The organism is Arenimonas sp. (assembly GCF_041919775.1).
Taxonomy (GTDB): domain Bacteria; phylum Pseudomonadota; class Gammaproteobacteria; order Xanthomonadales; family Xanthomonadaceae; genus Arenimonas.
Genome location: NZ_JAYRTE010000029.1, coordinates 1 through 20,327 on the forward strand (window position 1 = coordinate 1; position 20,327 = coordinate 20,327).

The 20,327-nt window shown below is 70.2% G+C and carries 22 protein-coding genes and 1 pseudogene; 10 read left to right on the top strand and 13 right to left on the bottom strand.

Going from position 1 to position 20,327, the window contains the following annotated elements; translation table 11 throughout:
• The 5 genes from ACE3TE_RS12125 to ACE3TE_RS12145 all read right to left on the bottom strand — a co-directional run.
• Nucleotides 1-418 (bottom strand): hypothetical protein (locus ACE3TE_RS12125; RefSeq protein WP_374605317.1); only part of this gene is annotated, 418 nt, incomplete at its 3' end.
• A gap of 7 nt (nt 419-425) precedes the next feature.
• Complete coding sequence (gene minE, locus ACE3TE_RS12130; RefSeq protein ID WP_374605319.1) at nt 426-695, bottom strand: cell division topological specificity factor MinE; 270 nt, start codon at nt 693-695, stop codon at nt 426-428.
• Between the two features lie 3 nt (nt 696-698).
• On the bottom strand, nt 699-1,508 hold the full coding sequence (gene minD / locus ACE3TE_RS12135) for a septum site-determining protein MinD (protein ID WP_374605321.1): 810 nt from the start codon (nt 1,506-1,508) through the stop codon (nt 699-701).
• A gap of 51 nt (nt 1,509-1,559) precedes the next feature.
• A complete protein-coding gene (gene minC / locus ACE3TE_RS12140; RefSeq protein WP_374605323.1) occupies nt 1,560-2,330 on the bottom strand; it encodes a septum site-determining protein MinC in 771 nt (256 codons plus the stop codon).
• A 1-nt stretch (nt 2,331) separates the two neighbouring features.
• On the bottom strand, nt 2,332-2,928 hold the full coding sequence (locus tag ACE3TE_RS12145; RefSeq protein WP_374605325.1) for a GNAT family N-acetyltransferase: 597 nt from the start codon (nt 2,926-2,928) through the stop codon (nt 2,332-2,334).
• A gap of 146 nt (nt 2,929-3,074) precedes the next feature.
• Here ACE3TE_RS12145 and ACE3TE_RS12150 point away from each other — a divergent pair, with 146 nt between their 5' ends.
• The 9 genes from ACE3TE_RS12150 (at nt 3,075) to ACE3TE_RS12190 (ending at nt 12,087) form a co-directional block, all read left to right on the top strand.
• Nucleotides 3,075-4,244: a sensor histidine kinase gene (locus ACE3TE_RS12150; protein WP_374605326.1), complete on the top strand. Its 1,170-nt coding sequence runs from the start codon at nt 3,075-3,077 to the stop codon at nt 4,242-4,244.
• On the top strand, nt 4,241-4,882 hold the full coding sequence (locus tag ACE3TE_RS12155; RefSeq protein ID WP_374605328.1) for a response regulator: 642 nt from the start codon (nt 4,241-4,243) through the stop codon (nt 4,880-4,882). Before ACE3TE_RS12150 ends, ACE3TE_RS12155 begins: the two co-directional genes overlap by 4 nt.
• Before the next feature lie 140 nt (nt 4,883-5,022).
• On the top strand, nt 5,023-6,420 hold the full coding sequence (locus tag ACE3TE_RS12160; protein ID WP_374605330.1) for an SRPBCC family protein: 1,398 nt from the start codon (nt 5,023-5,025) through the stop codon (nt 6,418-6,420).
• A gap of 68 nt (nt 6,421-6,488) precedes the next feature.
• Nucleotides 6,489-7,418: an ABC transporter ATP-binding protein gene (locus tag ACE3TE_RS12165; protein WP_374605332.1), complete on the top strand. Its 930-nt coding sequence runs from the start codon at nt 6,489-6,491 to the stop codon at nt 7,416-7,418.
• Nucleotides 7,415-8,149: an ABC transporter permease gene (locus ACE3TE_RS12170; protein ID WP_374605334.1), complete on the top strand. Its 735-nt coding sequence runs from the start codon at nt 7,415-7,417 to the stop codon at nt 8,147-8,149. Before ACE3TE_RS12165 ends, ACE3TE_RS12170 begins: the two co-directional genes overlap by 4 nt.
• Nucleotides 8,150-8,184: 35 nt before the next feature.
• A complete protein-coding gene (locus ACE3TE_RS12175; RefSeq protein ID WP_374605335.1) occupies nt 8,185-10,020 on the top strand; it encodes a GldG family protein in 1,836 nt (611 codons plus the stop codon).
• Between the two features lie 2 nt (nt 10,021-10,022).
• The gene (locus ACE3TE_RS12180) at nt 10,023-11,057 is read left to right on the top strand and encodes a DUF4340 domain-containing protein (RefSeq protein WP_374605337.1); all 1,035 of its coding nucleotides are present in this window, start codon (nt 10,023-10,025) and stop codon (nt 11,055-11,057) included.
• Nucleotides 11,054-11,404, top strand: coding sequence for a DUF423 domain-containing protein (locus tag ACE3TE_RS12185; RefSeq protein ID WP_374605339.1), 351 nt, complete (start codon nt 11,054-11,056; stop codon nt 11,402-11,404). The genes ACE3TE_RS12180 and ACE3TE_RS12185 overlap by 4 nt, the downstream gene beginning before the upstream one ends.
• A gap of 8 nt (nt 11,405-11,412) precedes the next feature.
• On the top strand, nt 11,413-12,087 hold the full coding sequence (locus tag ACE3TE_RS12190; protein ID WP_374605341.1) for a DNA-3-methyladenine glycosylase: 675 nt from the start codon (nt 11,413-11,415) through the stop codon (nt 12,085-12,087).
• A gap of 6 nt (nt 12,088-12,093) precedes the next feature.
• Here ACE3TE_RS12190 and ACE3TE_RS12195 read toward each other — a convergent pair whose 3' ends face one another.
• The 6 genes from ACE3TE_RS12195 to ACE3TE_RS12220 form a co-directional block, all read right to left on the bottom strand.
• Nucleotides 12,094-12,888 carry a M15 family metallopeptidase gene (locus tag ACE3TE_RS12195; RefSeq protein ID WP_374605343.1) on the bottom strand — a complete coding sequence of 265 codons (795 nt, stop codon included), beginning with the start codon at nt 12,886-12,888 and terminating at the stop codon, nt 12,094-12,096.
• Between the two features lie 22 nt (nt 12,889-12,910).
• Nucleotides 12,911-14,245 carry an alpha/beta hydrolase family protein gene (locus ACE3TE_RS12200; RefSeq protein ID WP_374605345.1) on the bottom strand — a complete coding sequence of 445 codons (1,335 nt, stop codon included), beginning with the start codon at nt 14,243-14,245 and terminating at the stop codon, nt 12,911-12,913.
• Between the two features lie 18 nt (nt 14,246-14,263).
• On the bottom strand, nt 14,264-14,803 hold the full coding sequence (locus tag ACE3TE_RS12205; RefSeq protein ID WP_374605346.1) for a hypothetical protein: 540 nt from the start codon (nt 14,801-14,803) through the stop codon (nt 14,264-14,266).
• Nucleotides 14,796-14,969: an Arc family DNA-binding protein gene (locus tag ACE3TE_RS12210; protein ID WP_374605348.1), complete on the bottom strand. Its 174-nt coding sequence runs from the start codon at nt 14,967-14,969 to the stop codon at nt 14,796-14,798. Before ACE3TE_RS12210 ends, ACE3TE_RS12205 begins: the two co-directional genes overlap by 8 nt.
• Before the next feature lie 10 nt (nt 14,970-14,979).
• Nucleotides 14,980-15,849 carry an SPFH domain-containing protein gene (locus ACE3TE_RS12215; RefSeq protein WP_374605350.1) on the bottom strand — a complete coding sequence of 290 codons (870 nt, stop codon included), beginning with the start codon at nt 15,847-15,849 and terminating at the stop codon, nt 14,980-14,982.
• Between the two features lie 98 nt (nt 15,850-15,947).
• On the bottom strand, nt 15,948-16,880 hold the full coding sequence (locus ACE3TE_RS12220; RefSeq protein WP_374605351.1) for a hypothetical protein: 933 nt from the start codon (nt 16,878-16,880) through the stop codon (nt 15,948-15,950).
• 105 nt (nt 16,881-16,985) lie between these two features.
• Between ACE3TE_RS12220 and purT the strand changes: the two genes are divergently transcribed.
• Nucleotides 16,986-18,194, top strand: coding sequence for a formate-dependent phosphoribosylglycinamide formyltransferase (purT, locus tag ACE3TE_RS12225; RefSeq protein WP_374605353.1), 1,209 nt, complete (start codon nt 16,986-16,988; stop codon nt 18,192-18,194).
• 93 nt (nt 18,195-18,287) lie between these two features.
• On the opposite strand, the pseudogene ACE3TE_RS12230 reads toward purT, so the two are convergent.
• A pseudogene (locus ACE3TE_RS12230) lies at nt 18,288-19,478 on the bottom strand (endonuclease/exonuclease/phosphatase family protein); the annotation flags it as partial.
• 37 nt (nt 19,479-19,515) lie between these two features.
• Complete coding sequence (locus ACE3TE_RS12235; RefSeq protein WP_374605355.1) at nt 19,516-20,238, bottom strand: arginyltransferase; 723 nt, start codon at nt 20,236-20,238, stop codon at nt 19,516-19,518.
• Nucleotides 20,239-20,327: the final 89 nt, after the last annotated feature.

Below are 20,327 nucleotides of genomic sequence, written 5' to 3' on the forward strand. Positions count from 1 at the left end.
CATCCATGTCGGCCATCAGCCGGTCGCGGCCGACGCCGGGCAGGCGGTCGGCCAGCAGGATCTGCAGGCAGCAGGTGGCGTCTTCCTCGGCCACCGAGTCGGTGGCGTCGGTGTGCACCCGGGCGCGGCGCTCGGGCGGCATCACGATCAGGTGGCAGGCCTCGTGCAGCAGGGAGTGCACGGGCGTGTCGCCGCGGGCATGGACGGTGGTGCCGATCAGGCCGGCTTCGCATTCGCCCCAGTAGCTGCCGGGAATCGGCTCGCCGTCCGGCACCGGCGCAAGCACCAGGCCGAATTCGGCCAGCAGCGCCGTCGGGGCCTGCAGGCAGATGTCGGCCAGTCGCAGCACGCCGGCCCCGGAGGCGGCAACGGCACCGGCACCGGCGGGTGCCGGTGCCGTCGTGGACTCGCCCGTCATGGCGCGATCAGCCGTTGGCGGCGGCCGGCTTGTCCGGCAGGGCCACCGAGATGTCGAGCAGCTCGTTGTCGCCGTCCTTGTGCAGGTCGACCTTCACCGCGTCGGCGTCGACGTTGATGTACTTGCGGATCACCTCGAGCAGCTCGCGCTGCAGCACCGGCAGGTAATCCGGCGCATTGCGAAGGCTGCGCTCCTGCTGGATCAGGATCTGCAGGCGGTTCTTCGCCGTGCTGGCGGTGTTCTTGTTGCGCTGGGTGAGGAAATCAAAAAGGCCCATGGCTCAACCCCCGAACATCTTGGAGAAGAAGCCTTTCTTCTCGACCGTGGTGAATCGCATCGGGCGCTCTTCGCCCAGGATGCGGGCGACCGCGTCGGTGTAGGCCTGGCCGGCCGGCGAGGCCTCGTCCAGGATCACCGGCACGCCGGCGTTGGAGCTTTGCAGCACCTCGGGCGATTCGGGGATGACGCCGACCACCTCCAGGCCAAGGATTTCCTGCACGTCCTTGATCGACAGCATGTCGCCGGCCTCGACGCGGCGCGGGCTGTAGCGCGTCAGCAGCAGGTGCTCCTGCACGCGGCCGCCTTCCTCGGCCTTCTTGGTCTTGCTCGAAAGCAGGCCCAGGATGCGGTCGGAGTCGCGCACCGAACTCACTTCCGGGTTGACCACCACCACCGCGCGGTCGGCGAAGTACATCGCCAGGAACGCGCCCTTTTCGATGCCGGCCGGGCTGTCGCAGACGATGAAGTCGAAGCCGTCGTCCGCCAGGTCCTTGAGCACCTTCTCGACGCCTTCCTTGGTCAGCGCGTCCTTGTCGCGGGTCTGCGAGGCAGCCAGCACGAACAGGTTCTCGAAGCGCTTGTCCTTGATCAGGGCCTGGCGAAGGCTGGCCTCGCCGTTGACCACGTTGACGAAGTCGTAAACGACGCGCCGCTCGCAGCCCATGATCAGGTCGAGGTTGCGCAGGCCGACGTCGAAGTCGATGACGGCGGTCTTCTTGCCGGCCCGGGCGAGGCCGCAGGCCAGGCTGGCGCTGGAGGTCGTCTTGCCGACGCCGCCCTTGCCCGAGGTCACCACGATGATTTCAGCCACTCTATTCTCCGTAACGCGTATGCGCCCTGGGGGCGTCTGTTGTTGGGGGGGTCAGCCGAGCTGTTCGATCCGCAGCTTGTCATGCTCGAGCCAGATCTGCACGGGCTTGCCGAGCAGCTCCTTCGGGATTTCCTCGAGCACCTTGTAGTGGCCGGCGACGGCCACCAGTTCGGCATGGAACTCACGGCAGAAGATGCGCGCCGAGCTCACGCCCGAGGCGCCCGCGAGGGCACGCCCGCGCAGCGCGCCATAAACGTGGATCGAACCGTCGGCAATGACTTCGGCGCCGGCGCCGACCGTGGCGCACAGGGTGAGGTCGCGGTCCTGGGCATACACCTGCTGGCCGGAACGCACCGGGTGCAGGTGAACCAGGCCCGGTTCCGGACGGGCCACCGGGGCCGCCGGGGCGGGCGCGGGCGCCTCCGTTGCGCGGGCCGCGGGTGCCGGGGCCGGCGAGGGCGCGGCCGGCAGTTCGCCGTCGCGTTCATAGGAGGCGCGGAACTTGGCCAGCAGCGGCAGGCCGACTTCCTGGCTCAGGGCTTCGACGGCGCTGGTGCCGTAGGCCAGGGCCACCGGCAGCACGCCGGCGCCGCGCAGGGCGTCGAGCAGTTCGCGGGTCTCGGCGGCATCGGGGCACTGGCTCAGGCCGCCGAAATCCACCACCACCGCGGCGCGGGCGAACAGCTTGGGCGCCCGCCGGACCCGGTCGGCCATTTCGTCGGCGAGGCGCCGGGCGTCCAGGGTGCGCACGCGCAGGTTGGCGATGCCCACCTGGCCGAATTTCAGCTCACCGGCCTGTTCGTAATCGGGACTGGCCGCCATCTCAGGTCCCCGTCGCCAGGACCGGCCGGTGGCCGGGCAGGGGGCGGGGGCGCAGCCAGTCGACGTCGGGCAGGCGCCCGCCGTAGGTCTCGGCGACGAAGGGATAGCTGCACATTTCCTTGAGCAGCATCGAGGCGCGGATGCCCTCGCCCTGCATCACGTTCTGGCCGACCTCGCGGAAGCCGAAATGGCCGTGGAACAGCAGCGCCGGGTCGTTGCCCGACTGCAGGAAGACCTCGCAGGCCAGCAGCGGCCGGCGCACTTCGGCGTAGCTCTGCACGTCGGCATAGAAGGCCCGGCCGCGGCCGCCGCCGCGACGGGGCCGCGCGATGACGATGCGGTCGATGTACAGGAAGTCCGGGTAGCGTTCCCGGAACCACAGGAAATTGGGACTGTCGTGCGGCGCATCCGGGCCCAGGGCGACCAGGAAACCCGACACCAGGCCGTCCTGCTCGACGACCCGGAAATACTCGGCGTGTTCCCAGAAGAAGCGGGCCTTGGCCAGGTCCATCGGCAGGATGGACGGGCCGGCGGCATTGTTCACGGCTACGACGGAATCCAGCTCGTGCTCGCGCACGTCGCGGATGGTGATCGGCATTGGACTACGAACTCCGATGGCGTTGGGGCCGCCGGGAGGCGGGCGATCGGGGCGGGATTATCGCACGGGCGCCCCGGGAAGGGGCGGGCGGGGCCGCATGACTTCCGGGGGCGTGCACCGGCGCCCGACCGCCGTAAGATGCCCGGATGCTGAACCGGCTCACCCATACCCAGTTGCTGCGCTACGCCGGCCTGTTCACCTGGGTGGTGGTGGGCATCCCGCTGTTCGTGCTCATCTGGTACCTGGGGCCCGAGGAGGGCGAGGCGGCGGTGGGACCGACGCCGCGCGCCGCCGTCGCGGTGGGGGCGCATTTCGCATTCGGCCTGATCTACTGGCAGATCACCCGCACCTTGGGCCACCGCCAGCAGCGCCTGAGCGACCTGCTGCTGCTGACGGCCCTCACGTTTTCGGCCATCCTGGTCAGCGCCGAGACCGGCACCGGCCTCGGCGCCATCCTGATGATGGTGACCGCGGGCGTCATCCCGTGGATGGTGCCGGTCCGGGTCGGCGTGGCCTGGCTGATCGTGCAGCACGTCGCCCTGATCCCAGTGTTCATCCGGTCCGAGGGCTTCACCCTGGGATTCGCGATCATGCAGGCCATGACCTACGTCGGTTATTCCAGCTTCGCCATGGTCATCGGCCTGATCGCAATGCAGCAGTCCCAGGCCCGCGAGGAGCAGCGCCGCCTGAACACCGAACTGCGCGCCACCCGCGCGCTGCTGGCCGAAAGCTCCCGGATGAGCGAACGCGTGCGCATCTCCCGCGAGCTGCACGACCTGCTCGGCCACCACCTCACGGCGCTTAGCCTCAATCTGGAAGTCGCCGGCCACCTCACCGAGGGCAAGGCCCAGGAGCACGTGCGCCAGAGCCACACCCTGGCCAAGCTGCTGCTGACCGACGTGCGCGAGGCGGTGAGCGAGATGCGCCATGACGGCGCCGTCGACCTCAGCGGCGCCATCCGCACCCTGGCCGAAGGCGTGCCCGCCCTCGACATCCGGCTGGACATGCCCGAGCCGCTGCTGGTCGAGGACCCGGAGTGTGCGCACGTGATGCTGCGCTGCGCCCAGGAAATCATCACCAACGCCGTGCGCCACGCCGGCGCGTCGACGCTCTGGCTGAGCCTGGGCCGTGATTCCGGCGGCCTGCACATCCAGGCCCGCGACGACGGCGCCGGCGCCGAGACCCTGGCGCCGGGCAACGGCCTACGCGGCATGCGCGAACGCCTGGCCAGCTGCGGCGGCCGGGTGGATATCATCACCGGGCGCGGCAAGGGCTTCGCGCTCGACATCCGAATTCCACTGGAGAAATCCGCATGATCCGCGTGTGCCTCGTCGACGACCAGACCCTGGTGCGCCAGGGCGTGAAGTCCCTGCTTGAGCTGGCCGACGACATCGAAGTCGTGGCCGAGGCCGGCGACGGCCGGCAGGCGGTCGAGCTGATCCCGGAGATCAAGCCCGACGTCGTGCTGATGGACATGCGCATGCCGGTGATGTCCGGCCTGGAAGCCCTGCAGGCCTTGGGCGCCAAGGGCCAGCTGCCGCCGACGATCATCCTGACCACCTTCGACGACGACCAGCTGGTGCTGGCCGGCATCCGCGCCGGCGCCCGCGGCTACCTGCTCAAGGACGTCTCGCTCGACCAGCTGGTCTCGGCCATCCAGACCGTGGCCGAAGGCGGTTCGCTGGTGCAGCCGGCGGTCACCCAGCGCCTGCTCTCGGGGCTCGAGGGCCTGCAGAACGACTTCGTCAGCCTCGACCAGCCCGATCCGCTGACCGACCGCGAAACCGAGATCCTGCGCCTGATGGCCGGCGGCTTCTCCAACAAGGAAATCGCCAACTCCCTGGGCGTGGCCGAGGGCACCGTGAAGAACCACGTGTCCAACATCCTGTCCAAGCTGGGCGTGCGCGACCGCACCCGCGCGGTGCTCAAGGCCTTCGAACTCAAGCTGGTCTAGGTCCGTGCGGGGCCGTCCGGTGGCCTTGTCGCGGTCGTAACAAAAACCCCCTGCCGGGGGCCGTCCTGACCTGATATCCTCTCCCGTTCCTGCGGCCGGGCACGTCCTCCGGCTGGGGGCCGTTCCTGGAGAATCCCCGAATGACCCGAGTTATCGAGTGGCTTGTTTCCCTGCTGATCGTCGCCGTGCTGTTCGTCGTGATCGCCCTGTTCCTGCCGGCGTCGCGCACGGTTTCCCACTCCGTGGAAACCAACCGCCCGATGTCGACGGTCACCGACGTGCTGACCAGCTACACCCGTTTTCGTGACTGGAACGCGCTGGTCAACCACGACCCGCGCATGAAGTTCGACGTGTCCGGCCCCGAGTCGGGCGTCGGCGCCACGCTGGCCTTCCGCTCCGACGATGCCCGCGTGGGCAACGGCAGCTGGAAGCTGGTGGAGTTCGAGCCGGGCGAGAAGATCGTCTACGAGCTCGACACCGAGGGCCGCGGCACCAACAAGCGCATGACCTTCGACCTCGAGCGCACCGGCCAACGCAAGCAGAACGTCAAGATCACCCAGACCTACACCGTCGATTACGGCTGGGACCTGCTGGGCCGCTACGCCGGCCTGTACGTCACCGACAACATCGGCGACGACATGAAGGTCGGCCTGGGCAAGTTCAGCAACCTGATGGCCACCATCCCGCGCTTCGACTACAGCCAGCATGACGCCGAGTTCGCCTTCGTCGACCTGCCGGCCGCGAACGTGCTGTCGGCCACGGCTACCGCCAAGCGCGCCAACGACGACATCGCCCTGGCCATGACCAACCAGCTCAAGTGGATCGAGCAGGTCATGGAAGAGAACAAGCTCGAGCCCGCCGGCCCGCTGCGCATCATCACCAACGAGTTCGGCGCTGACGCGTACGGCTTCGACGTGGTCATGCCGGTCCGTCCGGAAGGCACCGGCCCGGCCGGCGAGGAAGAAGCCGCCGCCGAGGGCGAGGAAGTCGCTTCGACCGAGGACGGCGAGGCCGCCGCCGAGGGTGACGACGCCACCGCCGATGCCGCCGACGCCGAGGATCTGGTCGCCGAGATCGCCCAGGAGCCGGTCTCCCTGGACGCGCCGCTCGACACGACCACGATGCCCGAGGTGCTGGAAGTCGCGATCAACCCCGGCCGCAACAACACCGCCAACCCGGTGGTCTACCTGCAGGTCCCGGCCCATCGCGCCGTCACCACCACCTACGTGGGTCCGGCGCCGGCGCTGCCGCGCGTTCGCGACCTGATCCGTGCCTGGGCCATCGTGCGCGGCGCCGAAACCGCCGACCGTCCCTACGAGGACTACCGCATCGAGATCGAGGACATGCTGTCCGAGACCGCCGAGTTCCAGGTCTACTGGCCGGTGAAGGTCGCCGGTGAAATGCCGGGCGCCGCGGTGCAGCTGGTGCCCGAGCCGGTCGCGGAAGGCGCGGCCCCGCCGCCGGGCGAGGACGCCGACGCGGAAGCCGGGGACGAAGACGCCCCGGCCGACGCGGAAGAGACCGAGTCCGCCGAATAAGCCAACACGCAGGGCGGGCCTTCAAGCCCGCCCTGTTTTTTCGTGGAGACCATGAGAATCCGGACCCGATGATCGAAGCCAATGCCCTGCACAAACGCTACGGCCGCCTGCTGGCCGTGGATGGCATCAGTTTCAAGGTCGAACCCGGCGAAGTGCTGGGGTTCCTGGGGCCCAACGGGGCCGGCAAGTCCACCACGATGAAGATGATCGCGGGTTTCCTGGCGCCCAGCGCCGGCACCGCCCGCGTCTGTGGCCACGACGTGCAGTCCGACCCGATGGCCGCCCGCCGGGCCCTGGGCTACCTGCCCGAAGGCGCGCCGGGTTACGGCGAAATGGGCCCGCTGGGCTTCCTGGGTTTCATCGCCGATGTGCGCGGCCTGCGCGGCGACGCGCGCCGTGCCCGCCTCGACGCGGTCATCGGCCGGCTGGCACTGCAGGATGTGCTGCACCAGCCCATCGACACTCTGTCCAAGGGCTTCAAGCGCCGCGTCGGCCTGGCCGCCGCGATCCTGCACGACCCGCCGGCACTGGTGCTCGACGAACCCACCGACGGCCTGGACCCGAATCAGAAGCACGAGGTGCGCAGCCTCATCCGCGAACTCGCCCGCGACCGCACGGTGCTGCTGTCCACCCACATCCTCGAGGAAGTCGAGGCGGTGTGCAGCCGCGCGATGATCGTCGCGCGGGGCAAGGTGCTCGCCGACGCGACCCCGGCCGAACTGCTGGCGCGTTCGCGCTACCAGGGGGCGGTGTCGCTGCTGGCGGCCGACAGCATCGCCGCCCGCGCCGCGCTCGACGGCATGCCCGGCGTCAGCGGCTTCCACCAGGAAAGCAGCGACGGCCGCCTGTACGTCTTCCCGCAGGGCCGGCCGGTCTCGACCGACGCCGTGGCCGAACGGCTCCGCCAGCGCGGCGTCGAACACACCGGCCTGCAGCCCGAACGCGGCCGCCTGGACGAGGTCTTTCGCCGCATCACGACCCCGGAGGAGCAGGCATGAACGGCGTCTGGCCGGTGCTGCGCCGCGAGTTCGGCGCCTATTTCGCCACGCCGCTGGCGCTGGTGTTCCTGGTCATCTTCCTGGTCCTGGCGGGCGCCTTCAGCTTTTACCTCGGCAACTTCTACGAAGCCGGCCAGGCCGACCTGCAGGCCTTTTTCAGCTTCCACCCCTGGCTTTACCTGCTGCTGGCGCCGGCGGTGGCGATGCGGCTGTGGGCCGAGGAGCGCAAGGCCGGCACCCTGGAACTGCTTCTCACCCTGCCGCTGACGCCCTGGCAGGCCGTGCTCGGCAAGTTCCTGGCGGCCTGGGCCTTCCCCGGCCTGGCGCTGGCGCTGACCTTCCCGATGTGGATCACCGTCGCCTGGCTGGGCGAGCCCGACCACGGCGTCATCTTCGCCAGCTATCTCGGCAGCTGGCTGATGGCCGGCGCGTTCCTGGCCGTGGGCGGCGCGCTCTCGGCGGCCACCCGCAGCCAGGTGGTCGCCTTCATCCTCACGGTCGTCGTGTGCCTGCTGTTCCTGCTGGCGGGCTTCCCGATGGCGCTGGACCTGGTGCGCGGCTGGGCGCCGCAGGCGATGGTCGATGCCTTCGCAGGGCTGAGTTTCCTCACCCATTTCCAGGCCATCACCCGCGGCGTGCTCGACCTGCGTGACGTGGTGTTCTTCGTACTGTGCATCGCCGCCTGGCTGTGGGCGACGGTGCTGGTGATCGACATGAAGAAGGCCGACTGACCGCCATGACGATGTTTTCCCGACGTTCCGCCCCCGTGCTCGCCCTTGCTCTGCTGGCGCTGGCCTTCGTGGCGCTGGTGTCGCTCTCGACGCTGGCCCTGCGCGGCGCCCGTGTCGACCTGACCGAACAGGGCCTGTACACGCTGTCCGACGGCACCCTGCGCATCCTCGAAAGCGTGGACGAGCCGGTCACCCTCAAGCTTTATTACTCCGAACACGCCACCGGCGACCTGCAGCAGTTCCGCACCTACGCCACGCGCGTGCGCGAACTGCTCGAAGAGATCGCGGCGCGCTCGGGCGGCCAGGTCACCCTGGAAGTGATCGATCCCGAGCCGTTCTCCGAGGCCGAGGACCAGGCGGCTGCCTACGGCCTGCAGGCGATCCCGCTCGGCGAAACCGGCGAAAAGCTCTACTTCGGCCTGGTCGGCAGCAACAGCACCGACGGCGAGTCGCTGATGCCCTTCATCCAGCCGGACAAGGAAGCCTTCCTGGAATACGACGTGGCCAAGCTGGTCAGCTCGCTGGGCAACGCCGACCGTCCGGTGGTCGCGATGATCAGCGGCCTGCCCACCGGTCCGCGCATGGACCCGAGCGGGCGCCAGGAGCCGGGCTGGGTGATCGACCGCCAGCTGCGCGAGCTGTTCGAACTGCGCCGCTTGCAGGGCATGCCCACCGAGATCGCCGACGACGTCGACCTGCTGCTTCTGGTGCATCCCAAGGACGTGCCCGAACACACGCTGGTGGCGATCGACCAGTTCGTGCTGCGCGGTGGCCGCCTGCTCGCCTTCCTCGATCCCGATGCCGAAGCCGACCAGAGCGCCGTCAATCCCCTCGACCCGCTGTCTGTGGCCGAGCCGCAGGCCTCGCACCTGGGGCCGCTGTTCCAGGCCTGGGGCATCAACTTCGACCCCGGCCGCGTGGTGCTCGACGAGCGCCACGCGCTGCAGGTGCAGCCCGACCCCAACGGTCCGCCGGTGCGCCACCTGGCCGTGCTTGGCCTGGGCCAGGAGGCGCTGAACCAGGACGACGTGGTCTCGGCCGAACTGCAGACCCTGCATTTCTCCACCGTCGGCGCCCTGGGCGTCACGCGCGAATCGAGCCTGCAGATGGAGGCGCTGGCGCAGAGTTCGCGCCGCGCGGCGCTGGCCGACGTGGTCGCCGTGCGCGATGCGGTGTCCGACCCCGATTCGCTGCGCGACGGCTTCCGGCCGGGCGCCGATCCGCTGGTGCTGGCGGCCCGTTTCACCGGCGAACTCAAGACCGCGTTCCCGGATCGCGCGGGCAGCGACGGCCATCTCGCCGCCAGCGACGGCCCGGTGAACATGATCGTGGTCGCCGACACCGACGTGCTGACCGACCGCCTGTGGGTGCAGACCAGCGGCTTCCTGGGCCAGCCGGTGTACAACGCCTTCGCCAACAACGGTGATTTCGTCTTCAATGCCGTCGACAACCTGGTCGGCAACGCCGACCTGATCTCGGTGCGTACGCGCGCACCGTCGGCGCGGCCCTTCACCCGGGTCGAACGCATCCGCCGCGGCGCCGAGGAGCGCTACCGCGCCACCGAACAGCGCCTGCAGCAGCAGCTCGACGAGCTCGAGCAGCAGCTCGGCGCCCTGCAGCAGCCCGGCGCCGAAGGCCAGGCGCAGGCGATCAGCGCCGAGCAGCAGGCGCAGATCCTGCGCTTCCAGGAAGAACGCCTGCGCATGCGCAAGGAACTCCGGGAAGTGCAGCACCGCCTCAACGCCGATATCGACGCGCTGGGCAACCGGCTCAAGCTGATCAACATCCTGGGCATGCCGGCGCTGGTGGTGCTGGTCGCGCTGCTGGTTGCCTGGCGCCGCTGGTCGCGCCGGCGGGCGGCGGAGGCCTGAGCATGCGCGCGCGGCAGCTGCTGCCCTGGGCCGTGGCGGTGCTGGTGCTTGCCGGCCTGGCCTGGTGGGCGCTGGACCGGCAGGCATCGTCCGGCGCGGCGGCGGCCGGCGAGGCCCTTCCGGGCTTCGCGGCTCGCATCGAAACCCTGGAGCGCATCGAAGTGCGCGGCGCCGGCGACACCGCACTGGTGACGCTGGTGCGTGGCGATGGCCGCTGGGAAATCCTCGAACGCGCGGGCTGGCCCGCCAACGAACGCGAGATCAGCCGCGCGCTGTACCGCCTCGGCCAGGCCCGCCGGGTCGAAGCCAAGACCGACAACCCGGCGCTGCACGCGCGCCTTGGCGTGGAAGACATTTCCAGTCCCGATGCCAAGGGCGCCGAGCTCCGGTTCACCGGCGGCGGCGAGCCGATGGCGCTGGTGGTCGGCAGCAACCATCCCATGCTGGGCGGCAGCTATGCCCGCCTGGCCGGCGATCCGCAGGCCTGGCTGCTCGATGAAGACCTGGCGCCGGCGCGAGATCCGGCCAACTGGCTGGACCGCCGCCTGGCGGACCTGCCGCTGGCGCGCATCCAGCGCGTGCGCGTTTCGCCCGCGGCCGGCCGCGCCTTCAGCCTGGTGCGCAAGGACGACGGCTTCGCGCTCGACGGCGCGAAGCGCGCCTCCGATGTCGCCACCGCCACGGCCGGTACGCCGGAACAGCTGGCGCTGGACGATTTCGCCGCCGACGACGGCACGCCGGCCGCCGCCCAGACCGCGGTGTTTGAAAGCGTGGACGGCGTGTCGCTCACCGTGGCCAGCTGGCAGGACGAACGCGGCCTCTGGGCGCGACTGTCGGTGGCGCTGGACCGCGAGGCGGCCCTGGCCTGGTTCGCCAAGGCCGAAGAGGCCGCCGAACCGCCGGAGCAGCGCCTGGCCGCGCTCGAGGCGCAGCTGGCGGAATGGCGCGCGGACTTCAGCGGGCGGCGTTTCCTGCTGCCGCCGCACAAGGCCGCCAACCTGCTGCGTTCGATCGACGAGTACCGGGAGGCGCCGTGACCGGCGCCGCGCGCGCCCGGGCGGCCGCGGGCGCGCTGGCCTGCGGCCTGGCCGTTGCGCTGGGCGCCTATGCCAGCCACGGGCTGGACGGCGAAAACGCCAGACGCGCCGGGCTGGCGGCGCTGTTTTCCTTTGGCCATGGCCTGGCGCTGCAGCTGCTGCTGCGCGATGAGGCGGGGCGCCTGCGGCTGGCGGCCGGCTTCGCCCTGCTGACGGGCATGCTGCTGTTCGCCGGCAGCCTGTGCGGCGCGGTGTTCTTCGGCTGGCCCACCGCGCTGGCGCCGGCCGGCGGATTGCTGCTGATGATCGGCTGGCTGATCGTCGCCGTCGACACCCTGCGCCGCTGAGGTCCGCCATGCCCCGTTTCGCCCGCGGCTTCGACCTCGACACCGCCGCGGCGCACCTGCGCAAACGCGACCGCAAGCTGGCCCGCTGGATCGACCGGATCGGTCCGCTCGAGCTTGGCGAACGCTGGCGCAAACGCTTCGACCCCACCGACGCGCTGGCGCGCGCCATCCTGTACCAGCAGCTCTCCGGCAAGGCCGCGGCCACCATCGTTGGCCGCGTCGAGGCTGCCATCGGCGCCGGCAAGCTTCACGCCGACACCCTGGCCCGCATCGACGACGCCGGCCTGCGCGCCTGCGGCGTGTCCGGCAACAAGACCCTGGCCCTGCGCGACCTGGCCGCACGCGCCGCCGCCGGCGAGGTGCCGTCCACCGCACAAATGGCGCGCCTGCACGACCACGAAATCATCGAACGGCTCACCGCCGTGCGCGGCATCGGTCGCTGGACGGTGGAGATGATGCTGATGTTCCAGCTCGGCCGCCCCGACGTGCTGCCGGTGGACGACCTGGGCGTGCGCAAGGGCGCCCAGCTGCTCGACAAGCTCGATCAAATGCCCAGGCCGCGCGACCTGGCCGAACGCGGCGAAGCCTGGGGCCCTTACCGCACGCTGGCCGGCCTCTACCTCTGGCGCATCGCCGACTTCACCGCGCCGCAGAAGACGCCGGTGAAACGCTCGCAGGACTGAGCGGCGCTAGCCGGCCGGGTGCCAGCACCAGTGCCAGGGTTCGTAGACGATGCCGTGCGGATTGTCGCGCGGGTAGCTCATGGCGAACCCGAAGCCATCGGCCTGTTCGCGCAGCCAGGCGAAGGCGGACGTGGCCTCGAAACTTTCCTCGGCCGGCGGCTCGCCGGGGCAGCCGATGTCGATGGCGCGGCCGCCGTGGTGTTCGCTGTAACCCGGCGCTGCGTTCACGGCCAGGATCGCGTCCACGGTGAGCCCGCGGGCGAGCTTTCGTTCGAAGATGCCGAGCTGGTAGGCATGGCTGCGGTAGCCGGAGATGGCGTTCAGCGCCACGCCGGCGTCGCGTGCGGCGGCCTGCATGCGGCGCCAGGCGCGCGCGGCCGGCGCCAGCAGCCACAGCGGGCGGCGGTAGCGGTCGAAGCCGGCGAATTCCAGCCGCGCCGGTTCGGCCACCAGCGGCAGGCCGGTGCGTTCGCCATAGGTCTCGTCCAGGCCGAGCGCGGCGAGGTGGCCGAGCAGGCCGTCGAGCGGCAGGAACAGCGGTTCGCCGGCGCGTTCGTGAAGCGCGTGCAGGGCCGCCAGCGCCTCGCCCACGCCCCGTTCGCGGGCCAGGCCGGGTAACAGCGCATGCAGGTGTCCGGCGTCGTCGAGGGCAGCCAGGAAGCGGCCGTCGCGTTTGCGCCGCAGGCACCAGCGGGACCGGGCCAGGGCGCGGGCATCGGCGCTGGCGCGCGGGCGCAGCAGTCGCGCCGGCCAGGCCTCGACCTCCGCGCTGTTCACCAGGTGCCAGTCCAGGGCGTGCATGCGCGCAGCTTAGCCGCTGTCCTCAGTGTTGCCCAATCCAGGCGGCGATGTCGGCGATGACCGCGGCATCGAAGCGGCCCTCGCGCCGGTACTCTTCGGGTCCGGGCGGGCCTTCGCCGCGCAGGAACAGGTGGTTCAGGGCGGGGTAGGTGATGACGCGGACGTCGGGATGCCCGGCCAGGCCTTCGCGCCACAGCCGCAGGTCGTCGTCGACGGTTACCTGGTAGTCGCGTTCGCCCTGCAGCAGCAGCATGGGTTTGGCGAGCGCCCGGGCATCGGGTACCGGGCGCATCCGGCCATGGTCGAGCCAGTAGGCGTTGGGAATGCCCAGCATCGGGCGCCGCGGGGCCGGGCCACCGGCGACGAAGCCGCGGATTTCATCGCGCTGCCGTTCGACTTCACGCAGCGAGGCGGTTTCGAGTTCGGTCATCAGACCGTCGCGCGCGGTGAGGTAGCGCACCTGTTCGGGCACGGCCTCGTAGAGCGGGCGGGCCAGGCCGGCAAGCAGCACCAGGCCGGCCAGACCGGGGTCGCGGGCGGCGATGCGCGGCGAGATATAGCCGCCCAGGCTGTGCGCTACAACGAACACGCGCGCGTCGTCGGATTCGCGCAGCGCGCGCAGCTGGCGAACGGCGCGCAGGACGTCACGGACCTGCACTTCCTCGGCGGTGGCCTCCGGGCCCAGCGTGGCGGCGCGCAGCCAGGTGCGCTTGTCGAAGCGCAGGACCATCACGCCGCGTTCGGCCAGCCCGTAGGCGAGGTCGAGGAAAGGTTTGTTCGGTCCGTGCGTGTTGTCGCGGTCGGCAGGGCCCGAGCCATGCACGATGACCACCGCCGGGAAGGGACCGGCGCCGCGGGGCAGGGTGAGCGTGCCGCCAAGGTCGCCGACCGGGAACTCGCGCTCGGTGAACATCGAGGTGGCGACCGGAGGCGGGGCATCGATGGCGGCGGGCGGCAGCGGCAGGCGCATGTCCGCGGGTACCAGCCAGAAGCCGTCGACCTGGTCGCGCCGGTTGAAGCGCAGGCGGGCCTCGACGGCCTTTTCCTCGAACTCCAGCCGCACCAGCACCGCCGGCTTGCCGCCCAGGCGATCGGGGCGGCCGGGCCGGCGCACCAGCAGCGGGCCCAGCGTCGGTGGCAGCGCTTCCCAGGACGCGCGCAGGCGCCCGGGCGTGTATTCCTTCGCGGCGGCGCCGGCCAGGCGGGCCTGCGCGGCCTCGTAGTCACCTTTTTCCAGCAGCGCCAGGAACTGGTCGGCGGTGGCCAGGCGCGCGGCTTCGCCGCTTGCCGCCGCATCCGCGTGGGGCGGCGGCCATGCAAGCAGCAACAGCATCAGCAGGTAGCGGACCGGCCCCATGCCCGCCAGATTAGCCTGTCAGCCGGCGGCTCGGCGCAGGATGTCGAGCACGGCCTGCGGGTGCTCGAAGCTCAGCAGCCAGACCCGGCCATCGGCATGCGGCAGGGCCAGCACCTTCGAAACATCGGTGACCAGGCAAAACGCCCTGCGCCGGTCGCGCAGCATGAAGTGGCCGGCCCAGTAACCGGGCAGGCCGAAGCCATTGGTCTTGAGCTTCGGCTTGAACTCGGTGTGTTCGCGCGTGTCCACCACGCGCGCCTGGTCGAGCCGGAAGTCCGACAGCGGCGACTGCCGGCTGTAGTAGGTGGCCTTCACGCGGATCTGCCTGCCGTCGAAGGCGACCTGGCGACGCCACATCGGCAGCAGGATCGCCAGCACCAGCAGGGCCACAAAGGCCTGCGTGGCCAGGATGAACACGGCCTTGTCGCCGCTGGCGTTGGCGAGCGAGATGATGATCAGCGCCGTGGTGGCCGGCACCAGGGTGCCCAGGACCACCGCGAACCAGATCGCCGCCTTGCCGATCGGGGGGAGTGCGAAGTTTCGGAACGAGTCAGTCATCGGCGTTCTCTTCGGGCTTCTTCAGGCGGCCCTGCTTGCGCAGGGCTTCGCGCAGCACGTATTCGATCTGGGCATTCACCGAACGCAGCTCGTCGTCGGCCCAGCGCTGGACGGCGTCCAGCACCTGGGCGTTGATGCGCAGCGGGTAGGCTTTTTTTTCCGCCAAGGCCCTGGCCTCAGTACACGCTGCCGGAGTTCACCACCGGCTGGGTGCCCCGTTCGGAACACAGCACCACCAGCAGGTTGGACACCATCTGCGCGCGGCGCTCGGGGTCGAGCTCGACGACCTTGCGGGCCGAGAGCTGTTCCAGCGCCATCTCGACCATGCTCACCGCGCCTTCGACGATGCGGGTTCGGGCGGCGATGATCGCGCCGGCCTGCTGGCGCTGCAGCATGGCCTGGGCGATCTCCGGGGCATAGGCCAGGTGGCTGATGCGCGCCTCCATCACGTGCACGCCGGCCTGGGCCAGGCGCTCCTGGATTTCGTCGGTCAGGTGCTTGGAGACTTCGGTGGCGTGGCTGCGCAGCGCGATGGCGCCGTCCTCGTGCTGGTCGTAGGGATAGGACGTGGCCATGGCGCGCACGGCGGCTTCGGACTGCACGTGCACGAAGCTCTCGTAGTCGTCGACGTTGTAGACGGCCTCGGCCGAATCCACGACCTGCCAGACGATGACCGCGGCGATCTCGATCGGGCTGCCCTCGAGTTCGTTGACCTTGAGCTTGCCCGACTCGAAGTTGCGCACGCGCAGGCTGATCTTCTTGGCCGAGAAGAAGGGGTTGTTCCAGCGCAGGCCCTGGTCCTTCACGGTGCCAACGTACTTTCCGAACAGGCTCAGCACGGCGGCCTGGTTGGGCTCAACCATGTAGAAACCCGCGAGCGCGAAGACCACCACGACCGCGATCACCAGGCTGGAGACGACGGCCGCGACGCTGCCGCCGGTGCCCGGCAGGTTGGTGGCGAACAGGTAAACCGCCAGCGCCGAAAGCAGCAGGAGCAACAGCAGCGCGGGAATGCCGGGGAAGGAGCGGATGGACTGTTCTTTCATGACGGCCTCCTGAGGACTGAGGAGATGATATCAATTAGATATCAAAAGTCATCCCCCGGAAGTCATGCCGCCGTCCTGGCGAGGTAAATCCTTTTAAATCAGTTGCCTGGCTCGCGTATGAGCCGGTAGCGCAGGAAGGGCGAGGGCAATTGTTCGCTGCCGATGACGATTTCCGCGCCGTCCGCACCGAAGGCCAGGGCCTCGGCCTGGGGCAGCCAGGGCATCAGCAGGTGCGGCATTTTCCGGCCCGCAGCCAGCACCTCGCGCCAGTCGCCGCCGCGCGGCCGGACCAGGAAATGCACCGACTGGTAGTTCAGCACCGCCAGCACCCGGCCATTGGGGCTGAGGTCGGCGGCCGTGACCTGCGCGCGGTAGCGGCCGTAGACCGGGTTGTCCATCAGGGTCTGGGCATTGGGCTGTTCGATGCCGGGCAGGCTGCCCAGGCGTTCGGCCACCACCTGTTCGCGGCCGGGGCGCAGCGGCACCCGGAAAAGCTCCGCGGGCACGCGTTTTTTCGACACCAGCAGTACTTCACCGGCGACCGGGTCCACCGCCGCCGCTTCGCAGTCGCGGGCGCCGTCGGGCCAGGTGAAGCGCACGGTCCAGGCCAGCAGCGCCGGTTCGTCGAGACTGCGCGGCTGTTCGAGCACGTACAGCTGGAGTTCCCGGCGCAGGCCGCCGTTGTCGCCGACGTCGGCGATCAGCAGGTAGTCGCCGCCTTCGAAGCGGAAGCTGGCCAGGTCCTCCCAGTCGCGGTTGGCCACGCCGGGCGTTTCGACGCTGCCGCGGTGGCGGCCCTTGCCATCGACCAGGTGCAGCTGCGCGGGGCTGCCGCTGTCGTTGATGGCCCAGTAGTGGCCGGGGAAGTGCGTGGCGGCGGCCAGGCCGCTGATCTCGCCGATCGCGCGGTGGGTCACCAGGCCGCCGATTTCAGGTTCGCTCCAGCGCGCCGCCCGGGCTGGGACGGCGGCAAGCAGCAGGGCGGACAGCAGCGTCGCGGCGAGGGGGCGGGCGTGCGGAAAACGGATCATGTCGGCTCGTCAGGCTAGGGGCCGAGCATGACAGAAAGCACCGCGGGCCGGCGACGCGCCGGCCACCGCTACAATGCCGGCTTCACCGCCTGATGAAGCGCCGCCATGTCCGATCCCGTCTCCGTCACCCTGGGCACGCCCCTGACCCCGTCCGCCCGCCGCGTGCTGCTGCTCGGGTCGGGCGAGCTGGGCAAGGAAGTGGCGATCGAACTGCAGCGCTTCGGCGTCGAGGTGATCGCCGCCGACCGCTACGCCGACGCGCCGGCCATGCAGGTCGCCCACCGCGCGCACACGCTGAACATGCTCGACCCGGCAGCGCTGCGGGACCTGATCGCGCATGAAAAGCCCGACCTGGTGGTGCCGGAAATCGAGGCCATCCATACGCCGACCCTGGTTGAGCTGGAGGCCGACAAGGGCCTGCGCGTCGTGCCGACGGCGCGCGCCGCGCGGCTGACGATGGACCGCGAGGGCATCCGCCGGCTGGCCGCCGAAACCCTGGGGCTTCCGACCTCGCCCTACCGCTTCGTCGATACCGAAGCCGAATACCTCGAGGCCGTGGCGGCCATCGGCCTGCCCTGCGTGGTGAAACCGGTGATGTCGTCTTCGGGCAAGGGCCAGAGCACCGTGCGCGGCGAAGGCGATGTCGCCAAGGCCTGGGCCTATGCGCAGTCGGGTGGCCGCGCGGGGCAGGGCCGCTGCATCGTCGAGGGTTTCGTGGATTTCGACTACGAGATCACCCTGCTGACCGTGCGCCACCGCGACGGAACTTCCTATTGCGATCCCATCGGCCACCTGCAGGTGGACGGCGACTACCGCGAAAGCTGGATGCCGCAGCCGATGTCGGATGCGGCGCTGGCGCGTTCGCGCGAAATCGCGAGGGCGATCACCGACGACCTGGGTGGCTGGGGGCTGTTCGGCGTCGAGCTGTTCGTGAAGGGCGACGAGGTGTGGTTCAGCGAAGTCTCGCCGCGCCCGCACGATACCGGCCTGGTCACCCTGGTTTCGCAGGAGCTGAGCGAGTTCGCCTTGCATGCCCGCGCGATCCTCGGACTGCCGATCCCGCTCATCCGCGGCTTCGGACCCTCGGCATCCTGCGCGGTGCTGGCCAACGGCCACGGCGTGCCGGAGTTCGGCAACGTCGACGCCGCGCTGGCCGAGCCGGACACCCAGCTGCGCCTGTTCGGCAAACCCCGCGTCGAAGGCCAGCGCCGCGTCGCCGTCACCCTGGCCCGCGATACCGACGTGGACGCCGCCCGCGCCAAGGCCCGCCGCGCCGCCGCGGCCCTCAAGGTCACTCTGAAACCCGCCGTGTAGGAGCGCCTTCAGGCGCGAATCTTTTGACTTTGCCGGTGGGCCAGAAACACATCGCGCCCGGAGGCGCGCCCCCCGGTGGGCGGGGGTTTGACGGTCCACCCAGACCATTCGGTGGTCGGAGGCGTCGAGCCATTCCGCGCCGGGCTGCCCCGGGGCCGGCCAGAACACGCCGCTGCCGACGACGCTGAAACCGACGGAGGGCAGCACGTAGTCGACGCGGTAGTTGCCGTTGCGCGGACCAAAGCTGGCGGTGTCGTGCTCGGGCGAAGAGCGGTGGCCGGCGTTGGCGGCGCTGTTGCCGGCGGCGAGCACGGCGCCCTCGCTGCGCGGCGTGGCGTGGCGGAGCACGCGCGGGTGTTCCAGCAGCTGCTGGATGGTGCCGGGCAGGCTGCTGCCATCGGCCGGGTCGGCGTTGTAATCACCGGCGATCACGAACCGCTCGCCTTCGGGCAGGCCACCGCAGCGACCCTGGTCGTCGCACAGCCAGGGTTTTTCGCCCGGGGAAATGTATTCAGCCCAGAGCCGCACTTCGTCGTGGTTGCGGGCCGCGTTGCGCCGTTCCGGGCCGTCGAAGACCGGGGGCGTCGGGTGCGCGGCCAGCAGGTGCACGATGCCGAGCGGGGTTTGGATCGGCAGGTCCCAGTGCGACTTCGAACTCAGGCGCAGCTGCCGCCAGGTCTCTTCCGGGTACCAGGGCCCGCCCGTGGCCGGGTCCTTCGGCGCCAGCGCACCCGGCATCGTGGCCCAGCGCAGCAGGCGGAAGCTGCGGGCGGCGTCGGAATCGATCGGGTAGCGCGACAGCACCAGCATGCCGTACTGCCCCGGGTGCAGGCCGTAGCCCCAGGCGTCGTCGCCGCGGGCGCGGCCGCGGGTGGCGACGTGGCCGCTGCGGTCGAGGTCCAGGCCGCTCGGCTCGCCGGTGTTGACCGGCGCCAGGTAGCGATGGGCGTAGTGGATCGCCTGGCCGCCGTGCTGCGGAACGCCCAGGTAGTCGCTCTGGAAAAGGTCCGCGGCGACACCGTCCGCGTCGTAATCGAATTCGTTGATCAGCAGTACGTCCGGGCGCTGGCGCTGGATGATCGCGGCGATCCGGCGGGCGTCGGCATCACCGGCCTGCAGGCGGGCAACCAGGCCGCCGGCCTCTTCGGTATAGAGCGAGGTATTGAACGTCGCGACGCGCAGGCTCACGGGCTCGTCCGGAAGTGCAACGGGGGCATTGGCCCGGCAGGCGGCCAGGACGAAGAGGGACAGGGCCAGCAGGCCGTTGCGAAGGGCAGGGTGCATGGGGGGCGATTGTGCCCGATGCCCGCGACGCCGTGGTTCATTCCGGGTCCGGCATCGTTCGCCAGCGCGGACCGTCCAGGAATTCCAGCGGCCGGTAGGCGCGCTTGTAGGCCATCTTGCGGTGGCCGTCGATCCAGAAGCCCAGGTAGACGTAACCGCGCTTTTCGCGCCGCGCGCGCTCGACCTGGCCGAGGATGGCGAAGGTGCCGAGGCTGCGGGCCACCAGCGCGGGATCGTAAAAGGTGTACACGGCCGACAGGCCGTCGGTCAGCACGTCGGTGACCGCCAGCGCGACCAGGCGGCCCTCGAGCCGGAACTCCATGAACTCGGTCGGGCTCCAGCGGCAGGCGAGGAAGGCGTCGAAGTTCTCGGGGGCCGGATCGTCCATGCCGCCGCCGGCGTGGCGGGTGTCGAGGTAGCGCCGGTAGAGCGCGAAATTCTCGTCGGTGCGCACTGCGGGCGCGACGGTCGTCTCCAGGTCGGCGTTGCGGGCCAGGCAGCGCTTCTGGGCGCGGTTGGGCTGGAAGCGGTCGACCGGGATGCGCACCGAAATGCAGGCCCGGCAGCCGGCGCAGTAGGGCCGGTAGACATGCCCGCCGCTGCGCCGGAAGCCCATCGCCAGCGCCTGGCCGTACACCGACGGCAGGTGCGGGTCGGTCGGATCGATGATCAGGTCGCGCGCCAGCCGGTCCGGCCAGTAGCCGCAGGGGTGCTCGAGGCTCTGGAACAAGCGGATCGAGTGCTGGCTGCTGCTGCGCATGCTTTAAAACCGGGGTCAGAGTCGAATTTCTCTTGACGCCAGCTTATGCCTCCACGGGATTGATTTCAGGGGTCAAGAGAAATTCGACT